Annotated in this window: 17 protein-coding genes; 9 read left to right on the plus strand and 8 right to left on the minus strand. The window is 55.1% G+C overall.

The genetic code is table 11. The annotated features are described in order from the left end of the window. Positions 1–2,351 (plus strand): FG-GAP-like repeat-containing protein (locus tag VFO10_RS05905; protein ID WP_325138031.1); only part of this gene is annotated, 2,351 nt, incomplete at its 5' end. Here the strand turns inward: VFO10_RS05905 and VFO10_RS05910 are convergent. Genes VFO10_RS05910 through VFO10_RS05920 form a run of 3 tightly spaced genes read right to left on the minus strand, consistent with a single transcriptional unit; the run spans position 2,348 to position 5,088 of the window. Further along, entirely contained in the window at positions 2,348–3,124 is a 777-nt protein-coding gene (locus VFO10_RS05910) for a hypothetical protein (protein ID WP_325138033.1), read from the minus strand. The two genes, VFO10_RS05905 and VFO10_RS05910, sit on opposite strands and share 4 nt — an antisense overlap. Before the next feature lie 9 nt (positions 3,125–3,133). Beyond that, positions 3,134–4,951, minus strand: a complete 1,818-nt coding sequence (locus tag VFO10_RS05915; RefSeq protein WP_325138036.1) for a helix-turn-helix domain-containing protein — start codon at positions 4,949–4,951, stop codon at positions 3,134–3,136. Beyond that, positions 4,948–5,088, minus strand: coding sequence for a hypothetical protein (locus VFO10_RS05920; RefSeq protein WP_325138037.1), 141 nt, complete (start codon positions 5,086–5,088; stop codon positions 4,948–4,950). The genes VFO10_RS05915 and VFO10_RS05920 overlap by 4 nt, the downstream gene beginning before the upstream one ends. A gap of 330 nt (positions 5,089–5,418) precedes the next feature. Between VFO10_RS05920 and VFO10_RS05925 the strand changes: the two genes are divergently transcribed. Continuing rightward, positions 5,419–6,375 (plus strand): hypothetical protein, encoded by a 957-nt coding sequence (locus VFO10_RS05925; RefSeq protein ID WP_325138039.1) that lies wholly within the window; start codon positions 5,419–5,421, stop codon positions 6,373–6,375. Positions 6,376–6,439: 64 nt separating this feature from the next. Here the strand turns inward: VFO10_RS05925 and VFO10_RS05930 are convergent, their stop codons facing one another. Next, on the minus strand, positions 6,440–6,967 hold the full coding sequence (locus tag VFO10_RS05930; protein ID WP_325138041.1) for a response regulator: 528 nt from the start codon (positions 6,965–6,967) through the stop codon (positions 6,440–6,442). A 183-nt stretch (positions 6,968–7,150) separates the two neighbouring features. Here VFO10_RS05930 and VFO10_RS05935 point away from each other — a divergent pair, with 183 nt between their 5' ends. From VFO10_RS05935 to VFO10_RS05950, 4 genes are all read left to right on the plus strand, one after another. Continuing rightward, positions 7,151–7,855, plus strand: a complete 705-nt coding sequence (locus VFO10_RS05935; protein WP_325138043.1) for a hypothetical protein — start codon at positions 7,151–7,153, stop codon at positions 7,853–7,855. A 98-nt stretch (positions 7,856–7,953) separates the two neighbouring features. After that, positions 7,954–8,610 (plus strand): hypothetical protein, encoded by a 657-nt coding sequence (locus tag VFO10_RS05940; RefSeq protein WP_325138046.1) that lies wholly within the window; start codon positions 7,954–7,956, stop codon positions 8,608–8,610. 100 nt (positions 8,611–8,710) lie between these two features. Then, positions 8,711–9,328, plus strand: coding sequence for a 5,6-dimethylbenzimidazole synthase (gene bluB, locus VFO10_RS05945; RefSeq protein WP_325138048.1), 618 nt, complete (start codon positions 8,711–8,713; stop codon positions 9,326–9,328). A gap of 146 nt (positions 9,329–9,474) precedes the next feature. Then, the gene (locus VFO10_RS05950) at positions 9,475–10,239 is read left to right on the plus strand and encodes a hypothetical protein (RefSeq protein ID WP_325138049.1); all 765 of its coding nucleotides are present in this window, start codon (positions 9,475–9,477) and stop codon (positions 10,237–10,239) included. 12 nt (positions 10,240–10,251) lie between these two features. On the opposite strand, the gene VFO10_RS05955 is transcribed toward VFO10_RS05950, so the two are convergent. The 4 genes from VFO10_RS05955 to VFO10_RS05970 all read right to left on the minus strand — a co-directional run bounded on the left by VFO10_RS05955 (position 10,252) and on the right by VFO10_RS05970 (position 13,792). Next, positions 10,252–10,686, minus strand: a complete 435-nt coding sequence (locus VFO10_RS05955) for an HPF/RaiA family ribosome-associated protein (protein ID WP_325138051.1) — start codon at positions 10,684–10,686, stop codon at positions 10,252–10,254. A 171-nt stretch (positions 10,687–10,857) separates the two neighbouring features. After that, positions 10,858–11,454 carry a DUF2238 domain-containing protein gene (locus VFO10_RS05960; RefSeq protein WP_325138053.1) on the minus strand — a complete coding sequence of 199 codons (597 nt, stop codon included), beginning with the start codon at positions 11,452–11,454 and terminating at the stop codon, positions 10,858–10,860. Between the two features lie 50 nt (positions 11,455–11,504). Then, complete coding sequence (locus tag VFO10_RS05965) at positions 11,505–13,088, minus strand: protein adenylyltransferase SelO (protein ID WP_325138055.1); 1,584 nt, start codon at positions 13,086–13,088, stop codon at positions 11,505–11,507. A gap of 86 nt (positions 13,089–13,174) precedes the next feature. After that, positions 13,175–13,792: a matrixin family metalloprotease gene (locus tag VFO10_RS05970; protein WP_325138057.1), complete on the minus strand. Its 618-nt coding sequence runs from the start codon at positions 13,790–13,792 to the stop codon at positions 13,175–13,177. A gap of 323 nt (positions 13,793–14,115) precedes the next feature. Between VFO10_RS05970 and VFO10_RS05975 the strand changes: the two genes are divergently transcribed. The 3 genes from VFO10_RS05975 to VFO10_RS05985 all read left to right on the plus strand — a co-directional run bounded on the left by VFO10_RS05975 (position 14,116) and on the right by VFO10_RS05985 (position 17,603). Continuing rightward, positions 14,116–14,481, plus strand: a complete 366-nt coding sequence (locus VFO10_RS05975; RefSeq protein ID WP_325138058.1) for a metalloregulator ArsR/SmtB family transcription factor — start codon at positions 14,116–14,118, stop codon at positions 14,479–14,481. After that, the gene (locus VFO10_RS05980) at positions 14,465–15,406 is read left to right on the plus strand and encodes an SRPBCC family protein (RefSeq protein ID WP_325138060.1); all 942 of its coding nucleotides are present in this window, start codon (positions 14,465–14,467) and stop codon (positions 15,404–15,406) included. The genes VFO10_RS05975 and VFO10_RS05980 overlap by 17 nt, the downstream gene beginning before the upstream one ends. A 277-nt stretch (positions 15,407–15,683) precedes the next feature. Continuing rightward, positions 15,684–17,603, plus strand: a complete 1,920-nt coding sequence (locus VFO10_RS05985; RefSeq protein WP_325138063.1) for a DUF1566 domain-containing protein — start codon at positions 15,684–15,686, stop codon at positions 17,601–17,603. The last annotated feature ends 77 nt before the right edge of the window (positions 17,604–17,680 follow it).

Here is a 17,680-nt window from a genome sequence, read left to right on the forward strand (position 1 = left end):
TAACCATCACCGCAGTCGGTTCCTTGCCGCGAGCCGGTATTGAAATCGAGAACCTGGGGGCTGGCGCGGAAAAACTCGCTGAAGGCGCAGTATCGGCTCTCAATGCCCCTGGTTTTGATCCAGGATCTCTCAGCAGCCTGACAGGTGAAGTCACCGGCTCCGCCATCCAAGGTTTAACCACGGCTGGACTCTCCGCCGAAAAAATCATCGAAGGCGGCGCGATTGAATCCATCATTTCCGGTGCGACATCGGGACTAAAAAAGACGGAAACATCAGCATCGGATGCCGTCCAGGCCCTTGGTTCCATCGCAGGATCCGCCGTAAGCGTCCTGTCGAAAGTAGGACTGACATCCCCCGAACTGCAAAAGGATGCCCTGGCAGCCGTTGTCAAATCCTCCATGAGCGGCGCGCAAACGCTGGCCGGCAACAGCGGCGAAACTCTGGCGAACACCATGTCCGCGGTGGCAAGCCAGGCGGTTCTTGCTCTGACCACAGGCGGTTTTGAAAGCAGTCAGATAGGAAGCGCCATCTCCACGATCGTGCAAACAGGTGTTTCGGAAATCTCAAAAAATGGCAACAGCAGTGCCAGCTCAGCCACAAATATTGCCTCAAAGCTCATCGAGGGCGCCCTTTCTGGAGCAGGAACTCTGATCCAAAGCGGAAGCCTCCCCAGTGATCAGATCGCTGACGTCGCACGCGCGGCCAGCCAGGGCGCTGTCGCCGGACTGCAGAGTCTTCAAACAGCGGGCATAGTCACAGGTGATGCCGTCTCTGTCTTCACCACATCCATCGTCAGCAGTGTCTCATCCGGCCTTGAAAAAAGCGGCACCGACGCCACGATCGTGGCTCAGGCTCAGACAGGCGCGACCACGGTCGTCGAAAGCGAAGAGGTTCAGGCCCAGATTGAGGCGAGTGCCGGCACAGCAGCGGCCGTGGCCACACCCACATTTTCCGTGCCGGCGGGTTCCTACGCGAGCGCTCTTTCCGTCGCTATCACAACGACCACGACCGGAGCAAGCATTCGCTATACCCTGGATGGTTCCACACCTTCCAGCACCAACGGCACGCTATACAGCAGCGCACTTGCCATCGGCAGCAGCAAAACATTAAAAGCCATCGCCTATAAAACCGGCTGGTCGAATTCTGACGTCGCCACTGGTTCCTATACGGTGAACATTCCCATTTTTGCCGCTGCCAGCACCTATGCCACAGGCCTGAATCCCGAAGGTCTTGCCGCCGGCGACTTGAACGGTGACGGCATCACAGATCTCGCGGTTGGACTTTATAACGGCAAAGGCGTCAGCTTTCTGCTCGGAAATGGCAACGGCACCTTCGCCGCGAAGCAGGATATTTCCAATTCACCCAATAGCGCGGGAACCTTTTCATCCATTCTCACCGCCTCCATCGCTGTCGGTGACATCAATGCCGATGGCAAAGCGGATGCCGTGTGGGGCGCCTGGGGTGATAACTTCCTGAGCGTTCTGACCAATACCACCCCCACGAATGCCACGACGCTGAGCTTTGCAAACAATCAGCCCACCGGCTATAATCCCGGCATTTCCGGCCCGCGTGGCGTTGGCATTACGGATGTGGATGCCGATGGTCTGAAAGATATTGTGATCGGCGAAGCCAACGGAAATCAACTGATCGTTTTTCTGAATCAAAGTGGAACGGTGGGAAGCTTCGTCAAATACGGCACGAACTGGTTATGGAATCCGGATAGCACTGTCTACACCGGCAATGCCCATCCCTGGATGGTGGCCGTTGCCGACTTCAATGCGGATGGCAAGCCTGATGTCGTCGGCGGTGGTGGCTTTGGTGGAATCTTCAGCGTTATGCTGAACGCCACGACGACTGTGGGATCCCCCTCCTTTCAAACGGCCAACCGCATCAATACCGGGACCGCTCTGAGCTGCAGTAACAACAGCACTGTCAGCGTCAGCGACTTCAATGGTGATGGCAGGCCCGATGTCGCCGCATCCTGTCCCACCGCGGGCACGGATAAAATCGCCATCTTTATCAATAGCACAGCCCCCAATGCCATCGCCGCATCCTTCACGGTCAGCAGCATCGATGCCGGCGATTCCCTTGTCGCCGTCACTTCCGGTGATGTCAATGCCGACGGCAAGGCCGACCTTGTCGCGGTCGCCAACACCAGTCCCAACGCTCTTTATGTTTTCCGCGGCAACGGCGATGGGACCTTTGCTGCGGCTGAAACCTACAGCATCGGCACCAGTACTGGCCCGGGGCGGGTTCTGCTCGTGGATGTGAATGCGGACAACCGACCTGATGTGGTGATCACGAATGGTTCCACCAACCAGGTCACGGTCTTTCTGAATCAGACGCCTTAAGGCATGGTTCCCGTCCACGCCCCGGCCACCGTGCGTTCACCCTGGGGCGTGATCAAGCCCCAGCTTCCTTCAAAGGCTGATTTATCGGAATTCAGTTTCCATTGAAACCAGCCTTTTTCTTTTTGCAGACTCCAAAGACCACTGATATATACCCCATGCGCAAACACAGAGGTCAATTCACCTGCCATCTCTTTTTTTCCAGCGCCTGTGAAGCGAAACAGACCGGAATCCCCCTTCAGCTGCACGCGTACCTTACTTCTTTTGCCTCCGTCCGGCAGAGTCATGGCACTGTCCCATACCCCAAGATCGTTTCGTGCTTTGATAATCGCCCGCCTTGCGATAAAGCCAATCGGCTCGTTCGGAGTCGAGAAGACCTGCTGCACATTCGTGATCTGAGCCAAAAGCCGCGGATCCTGATATTTCTTGTGAGCAAAGGCCAGCAGCTCGTCCTTATTGATCTTAAGATCCTTATGCTGGACCACGCAGGCAGGAAGCTCATCGGTCCCGAGGCAGCTGGCGGTGGCCAAAGGTCCCTTATAAACGCGGCCTGGTCCGCTGTTGCTGGTATCACGCGTCAGCTGAATATCAAGCGGGCGTCCGGTGATATCCTGGGGCAGACGGTACTGAAGCTTCGCATCATCCAGCTGAAAGGCTTCCAGCGGAAGTCGGGCCATGGGCTCCAGTTCTTTTTTAATCGGCACATAATAATCCTGAGCCCAAAGGCAAGGGGTACTGACGAGGTTAAACAAAAAGACCAGTCCAATGCGTTTCATGTTGCTATCCTATTGCGATGAGGGTCGAACCAAACGATATTTTGTGCCACGGCCTTTGCCAATCCGCTCCACGAGTCCTTCCTGGCAAAGACTGGAAAGATCGCGGCTCGCTGTGATGCGTGAGGTTCCAAAAAGCTTGACGCAGTCTTCGACATCGATATGAGGCCTATCCGCCAAAGCCTCCAGAATCAAAAGCTGCCGTGAATTCAGAGACGTCGATGCCGGCGGCGCTTCCACCGGGGCAGCCACAAGCGGAGCCTGGGGCGCGGTGGGCTGAAAATTATGAAACTGCAGCAGCACCCCGGGACGCAGGCAGTAACCCTGGGGTCCATGCTCAATCCAGCCACCGGCCGTACCCAGCTGCGTGCGCACCCTTGAAATCAAGGAATACACCAGCGAATCATGCTTGAGCGGATGATAAGCATAACCCCAGATCGCTTCGACGAGCTGCTGTTTTTGAACCCAGCCCTGACTCAGAAGCCGCAAAAGGTCAAGCGTCTGCGGTGACACAAGGCTATCCACGCGGGCGATATCCCCATGATCCACGACTATCAAAGCGCCCTTCGGCATCAGAATATGCAGCGATTGCTCGACGGCCTGCAGCGGCAGGAGTTTACTCAAAAGCCCGAGATAAGGGGAATCCAGGACGATGCCCAGTTTTTGGATGATGCTGCTCTGCGGCGTGCTCAATCCATCCAGGATGTCTCCCAAAGGATCCTCACCACGCGTAGTTTCCAGACGGCGGCCTTCCGCGCGGGCCAGAATGCGCGCTGCGATATCACTGCCGAGGCGTCGCGTCAGACGGCGGCAAGGCTCCTGATAGCTGGCCGGATCTTCCCGCATTCTGAGCCCAAGAATATGAAGCTGCAGCGCCTCATCGAACTCAGGATCCAATGCGGCCTCGGCCTGGATCAGGGATTCCCGAAAGGCCGCGAGATCCCGCCTGAGCCAGCCGATTTCAGCCGCCTGCAGGTGCCAAAAGATTTCGTGACGCCGATGCCGCTCCGCGTAAATCGAGCGGCCGATATCTTCATGCAGGCGACTGGCCTGATTCAATTCGCCCCTCAGGATGAACTGCCGAATCAGCTCCAGACTCAGGGCATTATCACTGTAGTTATTGGCTACGCGACTTTCATCAAGCAGTTCGCGGATGGTTTGAAGCGCATCGTAAGGCGGATATCCAAATTGAATTTTATACATGAGCAGGGAACGATAGATCGCTTTCTCATAGGCGCCGTGTCCTAAATTTTGCGCCAGACCATAAGCCGTCTCCAGCTCCCGAAGTCCGCGGGCCATGCGTCCACAGCCGATCAAGCCATGCCCCAAAAGTTCGGTGGCCAGCATTCTTCCAAAATAAAAATCGGCAGCGATCGCCGCCTGCCAGGCTTTTTGCGCGGCTATCATCGCCTGAATCTTCCGACCGCACAGCTGGCGAAAAAAACCTATGCCCTGCCACACGTAGAAACGTATGCGCCCCTGGTGCCGATCGGCGGGAAGATGCCGCAGCAAAGATAGGTTTTGAGCGAAAAGCGCGCGGGCTTTGCCATAAAGGGAAAGTCGCGCAAAGCCAATCCCTAAATAGAATCGGCAGGCGACGCGTTCCTCGTCGGGCAGCTGCGCAACGACGCTTTGAAAACGAATATCCGCTTCATCAATGCGGCCTTTGAAACATAAGGCACCGATCACAAAAGGCCAGTGCTCCGTCGCGATGGGCTCCCCAAAAGCCTGATCCACGGTGAGTTTCAAAACTTCATCCGTGCGGCCACTGAAAAAAAGCTGAGGCAGCGCAGCCCGGGATGAATTTCCATGTTCGGACGAACTGTTCATGCAAGGCCCAATCCTGGTTTTAATAGATTAGCATCCCATTTTTCATTCGCAGTGTGCAAGATCTGATCGAAGGGCGCCTGGGCCACAGCGATATCGGAGGCTCCGATGAGCAGTATCATGATCAGACGATGAATCATCTTAAATTCCTTTCCCACGACCATCGTGGACTTCTCCCTTGTAAAGAAGAGAGGAGGCCCCCGCAGCTAAGCCCGTCTTGATTCGCATGATGGGATTTGATGGGCTACCCTGTCCGGCCGCTAAATCGATTTTTTCCACTATATACAATATGTTATGAATTTTCTCTCCCCTTATTAACCGCCATTGTGGACGGGCAAAGCCCATCCTTTAGCCCGTCAAATCCCATCATGAGGCTACAGATGGCCTGAGGTGCAACGCCGCGCGGGACGGCCTATAACCGCCCTTGTCAGGTGCTCTGACCCTCACGACGAAAGAAAAGGATAACAAGCATGAAAAAGAATCAAATCGTAATGACAAGCCTTCTGAGTCTTCCCCTGTTCCTGGTTCTGGCCTGCGGTCAGACTTCTCAGAATGATGATGACGAGGATAAAAAAGGCGGCACCACAGCAGGCAATACTGCCAATACCAGTCCTGTGAATCCTGCACCGGCTCCGGCTCCTGCCCCCGCTCCGGCGCCACGCCCTACACTGTCTCCCGCTCCCGCGCCGGCCCCATTGCCAGCCGAGCCAGCCCCTGCAGGCAACTACGTCATCCGCCATGCGAAAGGTTTGCAGCCCGCGGATATTCAAAGAGCCGTCGATCAATTCCGCCTCGACCTGGGCGGTGGGAATAACGCCGGCGCTGTTGGAACACAGGCGCAGGGTCATCGTGAAATCAACTGGGATGGTGTGCCCGCGGATAAATCCTCACCCAATGCTTTCCCAGGTGATTTCTTCAAAGCTCGCGGCGCACTTTTCACAAGCCCTGGTGGTCAGCTGCAGGTCAGCGCCAAGGCCGCGGAAACTCCTGATGTGCTCTTTGCCAACGTGAATCCGGATCTGGCGCAACTCTTCAAAGCCTTCAGCCCGGAAAAGCTCTTTGCTGCTCCTGGAAGTCGCGTGATTGATGTGACCTTCACTGTTCCAGGCAGCAATGATGCCGCCACCGTCACAGCGTTTGGTTCGGTCTTTACGGATGTGGATGTCGCGGGTCAAACCCGCATGGAATACTTCGATCTTTCGGGCCAAAAGATTCTGACAGTCAATGTTCCGGCCGTGGCGCATGCCAATCAGAGTCAATCCTTCGTGGGCGTGTCGTTCACTGACGGCACTCTGATCACCCGGGTTCGTATCATCATGGGTAACGTCACGCTGAATCATTTCACCAGCGAAATGCAAGGTGAAGACGCTGTCGCCGCCGACGATTTCCTCTACGCAGAACCTCAGCAAGAGCCCCTGCGCCTCTAAGCTAACGAAAAGGGCTGCATCCAGAACGGATGCAGCCCTTTTTTTTTTGCGTGGACAGCCGAAGTCAGAAGACCCGTTTCAAAGCGAAAGCGGGCTGCATCTTCGGAACGGCCAACGTCTTCTGTACCATGGCGAGCTTGGCGACGGCCTCGATCAGATACTGGCTTTTGACCGGTTTTGGAAAAAAGGCCTGATAGCCTTCCTCGAAGCTTCTTTGCATCGCTTCCGGGCTGGAATACGCGGAAATCGCAATGGCCGGCACAAAGCCCTCGGCGCCGGACGCTTGGGCCTTGCGAAATTTCCGAATCAGATCAAACCCGTCTTCTTCAGGCATGGACAGATCGCTCAGGATAAGATGAGGTCGGAAGGCTTCCATCAGATCGAAAGCCTCCGCCACCGACGCCGCCCACTTCACCTGGGCACCTTCATGAATCAGCATTCTCGCCAGGATAAAAGCGGTGTCTCCATCGTCATCGACCACCAGCACGCGAAGTCCTTTGATATTCGGAACCTCACGCCCTTCTTCATCTTTTTCCATCATGGTGACATTGGAATGTTCTGGATAACCTTTGAACTTTGCTGTCTTCCTCATGTTGACATCTCGCTAGGACGAAGTTAACGATGATGGGACCCCCTCCCTATTCGAATACCCCCTGTGAGCGAAGATGGCAAACGATTGACTTACTTTATGTACAAAAAAATACCCCAGTGAACACTTGTTTCTGCAATATTTTCCCTGCTCGCGCGTATTCTTCGGGATGACGAAGGAGTTCCCATGAATCCAAACCTTGTCTTACTGGCGTTGATCGCTGCTGGCATTCTTGCCCTTATTGCATGGCACGTTTATCGTTCCGCAAAGCCTTTTACGCGGCTCTGTCTTTACCTCCGATTTTTTCTCGGCTTCATTTTTGTCAGCAGCGGGTTTGGAAAAATCGCCTACATGGCCGGCAAGAAAGTGTTCAGTTTCATCGGTCCCGTCACGCTCGAAGCCATGCTCGCCCCGCATGGCCTCGCTCTTTTCGGACGCTTTATCGCCTGCTCCCAGATCATCATCGGCCTCTGTCTCCTCTCGTCACGACTGGCGACCTTGGGTGCGATCATGCTCGTTCCCATGCTTTTGAGCATCGGCGTGGTTACGGTCTCGATGGATTTTAAAAATACCCCCTTCATCGTCGCCTTTCTCCTGGTCCTGAACATTCTCCTTCTGATCAAGGATTGGCATAAATTAAAATTTATTTGGGCCGAATCCACGGAGCCTCTGAAACCTCTGCCCCTGACTTTTCGGTGGCGCAAGGCCGACGCTATTTGGTCAGTCGGTGCGCTGCTGATGCTGGCCTCCATCGCCGTTTTCCATGCGGCGCCTGCGTTGGGCAAACCCATCATGGGCTGCGGACTTCTCATCATGCTTCTGAGCGCAGTCGTTTATCTGCGTCCTGTCGCCTCCTCCCTCCACAGTAAAAATCGCAATCCCGGCAGCTGAGCCTGCCGCACTCATTGGAAATTCGGCATAGCCTTTGCTTCTCTTCAAGGCTGTGCGTTCACGCGCATTATTGAACACGTCCAATCAAAGGATTCATCATGCAAAGAGAAACAACGATCAGGGACGTATCAGGCGTCAGAAGCCGCATTTCCTGGGGAGCAGTATTCGCAGGCTTTTTCATTGCTCTTGTGAGCGTCGTGCTCCTGACGAGTCTCGGTTCTGCCATCGGTTTCACGGCCGCGCGATCCAACGGCGTCGGCACCGATCAGATTACGACGGGCGCAGCCATTTACGGAGTGCTCGTCACTCTGTTTTCACTCTTTGTGGGCGGATGGGCCACCAGTCAATGCGTGGCTCGTGAAACGAAGCTCGAAGCGGCCTTTTCTGGAATCGTTCTTTGGGGCGTGACCTTTATCGCACTCATCTTTCTTGCGCTCAATGGCATCAGCCTTGGCCTGGGCACCGTGATGGGCATCAACACACTCATCAGCAATCATCTGATGACCATGGAAATGCGTGGACTCGCCGAGAATCTGGCCCTGACTCCCGAGCAGATGATCGCCTTCCAGGAGATGATGCGAACCACAATCAATCAGGCCAATGTAGCGGCTGCAACCTGGTGGTCCTTCGCGGGACTCATCCTCTCCGTTCTGGCCACCGTGCTCGGCGCGGTCGTGGGCAGCGGCCCTGCCCTTGCCGTGCGGCGTCTGAGTCTGCGTCATCCAGCCAAGAACGCCCACGCCGTCCGTATGTAAAGTCGCCGGCGTCGAGGGCTGGAAAATCTTGCGGATAGAAGCAGGATTTTCTTCTATACTGCGGGCTCTTTTTGACCTTGCATGCAACTGAGGTGACACCATGGATCTTATGCAGGCGATTGAAAGCCGACGCGACACACGACATTTCACGGACGAGGCGGTACCGAAAGCCGTCCTCGACAAGGCCCTCATGGCCGCGCTGCATGGTCCATCCGTGGGACTTTCCCAGCCCTGTCGCTTCCTCGATGTCAGTGATTCTCCAAGGGCAGCTCTCATTGAAAATTTTACCAGTCAAAGAAGCAAAGCGGAAACGGCTCTCGATGAGCCTGACCGTCTTCGTCTTCACCGCTCCCTGAAATTGGAGTCTTTAGCCGAAGCGCCCATACTGCTCGCCACGTTTTGCGCCTATCCCGAGGAAGAGTATACGATCGGCGTCATCGGCAATATGCGCGCTGTGGAATGGAGCTGCGCCTGCGCGATTCAAAATCTTTGGCTATCCCTGACCGCTGATGGCTATGGCGCCGGCTGGGTCACGATCCTTGATTTGAAGGCAATCGCAGCCAGATTGAAAACGCCCGAAAATTGGGAGCCGATGGGCATCCTCTGCATAGGGAAACCCGCTACCGATTATGAAGGCCGCCCCATGCTGGAACATCTGGGCTGGAAAAATAGGGAATTGAACCTGGATGCCTTTTATTCCGTGGCGCATCTTTCGTGATTCACCAGCTGTTGTCTTTGCCTGTGACAGCTCCAGGAACCTGGGCATGAAGGGTCGCGACAAGTCGTGAAGACTTCAATACCTGCGTCGCGCCATGCTTCTTGCATTATCCATCAGAAGAGTAATGCAACGAAGGAAAACAGTTCATGCCACTGAAAAGCCTCAGTCTCATTCTTTACGCGGCGTATCATTCCCTGCAGCCCTGCGAGACTGTTTTCCAGGAAACAGCCCGAGCTGCGAACCCTTCCGTGAATTTCAAAGAGGAGCAGCCTTATCTGGAGGAATTCGCCAAGGCTGCCTGCAAAACCACCAATCCCGATGTGCTGTGGTTGATCGCCCAGCAGGAAAGCAATTTCCGTTTCACCATCGTCCGTGCGAATGGGCCAGAGCCCAGGCTTTACCGGGGCAAGGAAGCCGTCAACTTTCTGAAGACGCTTCGCAGCGCTCCCGAAGATTCCCGGCCCAATGTCGATATCGGCGTTTTGCAATTCAATTGGGGATGGCACAAGGATGGCTTTCAAAGCGATGCCCAGGCCGCGCTCTCGCCCAAAAAACAGGTGGACTATTTTCTGAAGCGTTTTGGCAACGAAATCTATCGCCGCTGCGAAGATCAGTGGGTGGGCTGCTATCATAATCAGACCAACCAGGAGCGGGCGAGCCGCTATCAGTCGGCCGTGCTGAAGAAGGGCAAGACCCTTGCCCTTCACAGCCTCTATTGGCTGCGGAATTACCGAAAACAGCTGAGTGAGAGCGAGCGGCAGGTTTTGCCAACAGTTAAAAAAGATGACTTCTATCGCATCTTCGAAACGGCTCAGGGTTTTCCCCTGCCCCGCCGCCACATCTTTCATTTCGTGGATGATGGCGTTCCGCAGAATCAGGATCCCTTACAGGACATCAATTTCGAGAGCTGAGTCCGGGCGGTTTTAGACCCGCTCATGAACCGAATCGTATTCAAACTCGTAGTCATCCGGGATATCGTCATAAGCCTCGCTCGACTCCTCGGCCGCGGAGGCCTGCATGTTCAGCGCTCGCGCCCGATTTCTTTCCTTGACCCGCACGCGATCACCAAAACGATTCAAGACCTCCAGCATGTGATCCACGGCGTCGGCCAGGGCCACATAGAGATTGGGCGAAGATTTCTGCAAACGTATGCCTCGATAGCGACCCGAGTGAACATGAATCTTAATGGAAAAGAGATCAGGGCCTGCCTGGACGGGTGAGTTCAGCATCTCCAGGGTCACCGATATTCCGCTGGGCGGCAGATCCGGAAATTTACTGATGACGGATACCAGTCTTTCCGTGACAGCTCTTTGGGCCAGTTCCGATCGCTCCATATTTTTGAAAATGACTTTGATCATAAATCTTCGCCTTTCCTGTCTGGGGCCCTTGTTCGAAACGATTCCGAACACTAAGAACTCTACGGAAGACTTCGTGAATTGCTAAAATAGATAAAAAGACTATTTAGATTCGCTTTTGCGAATAACCGAAAGCCCGAAGCGTCCTTCCAGGCATGAGGGGCTGCAGAAAAATCACAGGTATTCTTTTTTCAGGTAGCGATTGTGCCAGCGGCGAAGACTCACAGCCATCAAACTCCCTAAAAGAGCGCAGAACATATCCGACTGCGTATCCCAGCTATCACCCTGCGTACCGAGGAAAGCATCCGCCCCCTGCCCCAAGGCCAGGGCCGCCGCCCATTCGGCTAACTCATAAACTGCGCTCACCGAAAGACAAAAGCTCACGACGATGGCCGCCAAAAGCAGTCCATCCCGCAGCGGGGTCTTGCGCAGGAGCCACTCGCGAAAAATAAAGGCCGGCACAAATCCCTGCATCAGGTGGCCGATGCGATCGTAATGATTGCGGCTGAAATGAAAGAGGTCCTGCATCCAAAAACCCAAGGGAACCTCTGCATAGGTGTAATGTCCACCGAGCATCAGGACCCCCGCGTGCAAAGCCATAAGGCGCAGAGTCCAAAGACTGAATCGCACGCGAAAAATAAGAAGACAGGGCAGGATGATGAAGACCGGCAGATTTTCCAAAAACCAGGTCGTTCGATCAGCTTTGGGCGCGATGCCCAGCGCGATTTCAAAAATAATCACCAATGCGAGTAGAATTCGCCGTTCACTCATATCATTCCCGTCATCTCAGCAGCTAACGCCAAGCCTATGAACGTTTTTCCTCAGGAGCTACAGGACAACGCCGAGCAGCCCGCTTTATTTTCAGCCCATGCGGGGCGTTTGGCCGCCAGCTCCGCCTCGTCCGGCTGCTCGTCATAAGGCGCCTTCATCACGCGCAGCAAACGGTTGATCAGGGAGAAATCCCCCTCTTCAGCTGCGTCTATGGCCTGCTGACTCAGATAATTTCTTAGAACATACTTCGGATTGTTTTCATTCATGATGCGGCGTCGTTCCGCGTCCGCCCGTGCACTCGCCCGGCTGCGCGCCGCATAGCGGTTCAGCCAATCGACGAAGGCCGTTTCGTGCTGGGATGAAACAGACGGCTGATAAAAAGCAGCACGCACCGTTTCCAAACGCTCCTGCCCGCTTTCGGGATCCAAAGGAATGTCGGCCAGACGGCGATAGAAAATCGTCATATCCGTCGGCGTCAAAGCAAAAAGATCATCCAGCTCGACGATCAACTGGCGGTCGCTTTCCTGGGAAAGATCGGCAAGACCGAGTTTGTCCGCCATCATTCGCTGATAAAAATAACTGAAGGAGCGGTGAAAGACATTCATCCCTTCTTCAATCACTTCCGGTCCTGGAAAAAGCGAAACCAAAGCCTGCCCCAGCTGGGCCACATTCCAAAGGGCCACGGAGGGCTGATTGCCGTAACGATAGCGCCGTTGCCCGGCATCGGTGGTATTCGGCGTCCAATTCGGATCAAAGACATCGAGCCAACCATAGGGACCGTAGTCGATCGTCAGCCCCAGTATGGACATGTTATCGGTGTTCATCACTCCGTGCACAAAACCCACGCGCTGCCAATGAGCGATCATGCGCGCGGTTCGCCGGCAGATTTCCATATACCACTGCGCATAAACCAAAGGGTCCTGGCGATCAAATTCGGGATAGTGCTGCTCCAGCACATAATCAGCCAGCTGTTTCAGTTCTTCCCTTTCCTCATGCGCCGCCAGGATTTGAAAATTGCCGAAACGCACAAAACTCGGAGCCACGCGCGTAACGATCGCGCAGCGTTCCATTTCGGGATGACCATCATAGAACATGTCGCGCACGACCTTGTCATCGGCGGCGATCAGAGCCAGCGCCCGGGTGGTCGGCACACCGAGATGATGCATGGCTTCACTGCAAAGAAATTCCCGGATCGACGACCGCAGCACCGCACGTCCGTCCGCCCGCCTGGAATAGGGTGTGGGCCCCGCGCCTTTCAGCTGAAGATCCCAGCGCTGCCCGGCTTCGTTCACGATTTCCGTAAGGGTAAGTGCCCGTCCATCACCCAGCTGCCCGGCCCATTGTCCGAACTGGTGTCCACCATAACGGGCCGCATAAGGCCGCATCGCCGGCAGAAGTTGGTTGCCCGCTAGAATGGCGATTGTCTCGTCATCATGGTTGCGAGGTCGGGCAAGTCCCAGGATCGCGCCCACTTCATCCGACCAGGCGAGCAGCTGGGGATTGGTCACAGGAGTCGGCTTTACGAAAGAAAAACAGGCGTTCTGGACAGGCCTGGACCGATTCAGATCCTTCGGGTCGGCCGGCAGGGTCCGTACAAAGCTATCGTCCAGTTTCACAGTATCCCACGTGCTCATAGTCACCCCATTCCTCAGCGTTCTTCTCATAAAGACCTGATTCCTGGGGTGGATACAAGCTGGTAATGTGGCCGGTCATTCCACCTTCAGTGCGCATAGTGCTGGCTGAGAACGCGCACATCATCGGGCCCAAGAAGGGAACGCTTGGGATCGCGCATCTGCGGATACATGAACGATCGTCGGTCCTGGGTGTGCCCCAGCCCCACGGCATGTCCGAGTTCATGCAGGATTGTGGCCCTGAGAACGCGGCTATGGATGGTCGAACTGCGGATCATGATATCCGCTTCGTAAAGCTGCTTTTTGGAGGTGATGAGTTTGGTGATGGCCAGCGAAGCCGGATTTTTCTCGGCAACCCGCGTGTAGACCTCATCTGACACTTCCACGACGGCGTTGATTCCATTCCGGCCCCGGTATTCCTTTTCGCCGTCTTCGATCTGCCGAATGCCTTCAAACAGCACCAGCTGAAAACCGACCGCCTGGTTGATTTCTACGGCGGCGTTTTCGATCGCATTATAAAGCTCAAGATTATCCGAGCCTACATAAAGAACGAAGGGCCTGCTGACCCACTTTGCATAAAAAGAGGGCTCCGCGAAAGGCAGGTCCTCCGTCGTTTCGTAGGCCAAAGGTGTTGTCTCCACGTCCATATCACGACCAGGAGTCTGGCAACCGACGAGCACGAGCAACGCGAAAAGTGCTGCTTTCACGAACACCTCAAGGCAAGGCGACAGGGGCGCGATGGACCAGAGGGGGCGTATCGCCGGCCCGCGGTGGGTCGTGGGGCAGCTTCAGCCCCCGGCAAACCGCTGCATCCCGCAGCAGACCGAGGGTCAACTCCACCTGCGGCATACCGCAGCGAATGAACCGCACCCCCGAGACATCTCATCCCGCTGTCGAGTCATACTCTTTTTTGTTTAATCAACTATAGAAGCGAAGCCCCCCAGGAGGGAAGGACTTTATTGCGCAGTTGACTCCGGCCGCGAAATTCACCATATTTAACCAGTCAGTTAATTAGCTAAAGGGTTAAATAATGCATGATCCTCTTAGCCAGACATTCGCCGCCCTTGCGGATCCGACACGACGCGCAATCCTCGCCCGTCTTTCGCAAGGTGAGGCCAACGTCTCCGAACTCGCCGAACCCTTTTTGGACTCGATGAGCCTCCCCGCCATCACCAAGCACATCAAAGTCCTTGAGAAAGCCGGATTGGTCACAAAATCCGTCGAGGCCCAATATCGCCCCTGCAAAATCAAAATTGAGGCTCTTAAAGACGCTGCAGATTGGATGGAACCGTATCGGGTCTTTTGGGAAGAGAGTTTCGATCGACTGGATGAATATCTCAAAACTGTTGTACCGAAAAAAGATACGAAAGGAAAAAACCATGTCCGCAAAAAGTAAGCCCAATGAATTGAAAATCACGAGGATCTACGATGCTCCAGTCACCACCGTCTGGGAGGCCTGGACCGATCCCGTGCAAGCCGCCAGGTGGTGGGGGCCGCGCGGATTTACTCTCACGACCCATAGCAAGGATTTGAAAGTAGGCGGCCATTGGCATTATACGATGCATGGGCCGGACGGAACGGATTACCCAAATCGAACAGTCTATCACGAGGTCGAGCCTCTCAAGCGCCTTGTCTACGACCACGGCGCCACCGAGAATACTCCCCCTCTCTTCCGGGTCACGGTCACTTTCAAACAGATCGGCAATCAAACCGAAATGGAAATGACCATGGCCTTCCCTTCGGCCGAAGTCGCCAGGCAGTCGAAAAAATTCATCAAGGACGCCGGTGGCAACTCCACCTGGGACCGTCTCGCCGAGTATTTGGACAAGGACGAAGTATTCGTCATCAACCGAAGCTTCGCAGCGGAACCGGAAAAAGTCTTTGCCATGTGGACCGATCCCAAGCTCGTCGCGCAGTGGCTGGGCCCGGTCGGGGTTCGCATGGAATACCTCAATGCCGAGATCGCCGAAGGAAAGACGGCGTTTTATAAGATGACCTATGATTCAGGGCTCGCCATGTTCGGGAAGATGAGCTACCGAAAAATTCGCAGTCCCCATGCGCTCGAATACACCCAGATCTTCTGCGATGAAAAAGGCCAGCCCTCGAAGCATCCGAACGTTCCGGTTTGGCCCGCGGTTATGCTCACGCGTGTTCAGTTCACGAAAGAGGACGAGGGCCAAACGCGGGTCACCCTCACTTGGGAACCTTTCGGTGATGCATCTCAGGACGAACGCGCAGCCTTCGCCGGCATGAAAACCGGCATGTCCCAGGGATGGACGGAGGCCTTCGATAAGCTGGAAAACCTGCTCCTGCCCCGTTAAAAAAGGATCGTGGGACGCGGCAGCCAAGGCTGCCTTCCCAAGCTCCACCCCTTCGCGCAACCGCAAAACAATCCCGTACATCCCATGCATATTCAGGATCTTCCCTCGGCCTATCCAAAACTTGCGCGCAAATCATCGCGGATTCCTTGATTCTTATGCACGATTACCTGCCACTCTTCATATCGAGGCGCCAAGGGCGAAGAGGAAACTATGGAGGCCATGCAGCCCATATCTCATACTTACCGTAAGTAAGACTGGACCGAGGAGGCCTGACGTCATGCAGCAAAGTATGGGATTTCGACAAGCCTTCCTGCCTATCCTGCTTTTTTTCCAGCTCACAGCCTGTCGGGATGAAGTGAGCGTGGACGTTGTCGAACGCGTTCCTGCCTCGAAGGATGTGGCCGTGACCTACGAATCAGGCTCCCGAATCATCGTAAGTCAATTCGCTGATAAGAAAAATCATCCTCTGGTCCTGTCGAGTCCAGCCTCCATTTGCAGCGACATCACCTATTACAATGCCGAGGGCGCCCTGTCTCAGGGAACTCGCGATTGCGATTCGCTGCGTGCCGACCCCAATCTCACAGCTTCGAATATTCGAACGGGTGTTACGATTCTTGGGATCAAAGGCACGCTGCAAAGTGTGGACGAAACACCGGAATTAATTCCTGCCAACATCCGCAGTGGCGTCGCGATTGGAGGCATCACAGGCACGATGACGTCACCACCTGCGGATTGCTTCGCGGAAGGTGAAACCGGCTGCGTGATCACAGGAAGTTTCAAAGCAACTCAGATCAGCCAGGTGGCCGGCAAGGTCATCGCCGGTCAAACCGTTGCCGGCGTCAATGGCAACGTCACGCTCCCTTCGTCGGGCAAAGTTCTGAGCGGTACGACCTATGGTTCGAACGGAAGCCTAAGCGGAACGCTGACTCTTCCCGCAACGACCGCCGTGCTCACCGGCACGGGCGCTTACGGTGATCCTTCTGCTGCCCTGGTTCCCGCTTATGCTCCCGATTTTCCAAGTGCAGCCAATGTTCGCAACAATGATACCGTGAATGGCGTCACGGGCACTCTGGGCGACTGCACCACTGACGGCAGCATTGCCTGTCTAGCCAACGGCAGTTATCCAGCTGCCGACATGTCTCTGGCAACAGCTGGCAACATCCGAAGCGGAGTGACCATCGCAGGACAACTCGGAGCCTATCCGTCCGGGACCTACCGCTTACCTTCCGCATCGACCGTCGCGGACCTTACTGATACAAATTTCGCCACGCAAATGAAATCCGCAACCGCTTTTGAATATTGGGGCTCGGACGGCAGCCATCATACGGGCGCCGGAGACGCGGATATCGCTGCCGCGAACCTTGTCGCCAACATTGATGTCTTCGGAACTCTCGGCACAGCAGCCGCGGTCCCATGCTCTGCCAGCACAGAGACATCCTGCATCGCGGATAACGCGTGCCGCTGGACAGGATCGGCCTGCGAACTGAACCCTTGGAATATTCGCAGCGGCATTTCTCTTTCAGGTCAACTCGGACTCATGAAAACCAACTGCCGTAACCGGGCCAATAGCGCGATCTATAATTCCGATTTTTCAATGCCCGGCACCGCAGGGACCACTGCGGGTTTGGTCGTAGACTGGTGGGATAGCATCAACAATCATAATGCCAACCTTAACGCTCTTCCCACCGAGCTGCCCACGGGCTGGACGGCTCAAAACGTCTGCGGCAAGGAACTGTGGTCGGATATGACGAGCGACGGGGCCTGCGATAGTGCTGCCGATAACTGCGTGATGCGGGATAACAACTCCGGTCAGATTTGGAGTGAAAGCTATCCCGTGGCATCCACCGCACCCGCCGTTACAAAACTGGATTGGTCTCAGGCTGTGGCGCATTGCGATGACCTTGACTTCGGTGGCCGCACGGACTGGCGTTTACCGACCAATATGGAACTTACCGCGGTTTATCATCACGGCATCCGGGAGCTTGGATTTAAAGGCGGGGGTTCCATACGCCCCAGCGGAGATTCGCTCGACAACAACGATATGTTTATTTCGGATGTGGACACCTATGTTTGGAGCGCAACCATGCGATCATCCACCACAGGCACAGCCGAGTATGTTTATCTTGGTGAAGGACGCAGCTCCAGCCTGGTTAAAACGGATAATGCGACGATAAGCGTGCTGTGCACGGCTCCCTGAATTTTGCCTGAAAAAGGACGGAAGCAACTATGGGTTTGTGCAGATGCTCACACGATTGGTCCCGCCTCGTCCCATTC

Source organism: Oligoflexus sp., assembly GCF_035712445.1.
In the GTDB taxonomy this organism is placed as follows: Bacteria; Bdellovibrionota_B; Oligoflexia; order Oligoflexales; family Oligoflexaceae; genus Oligoflexus.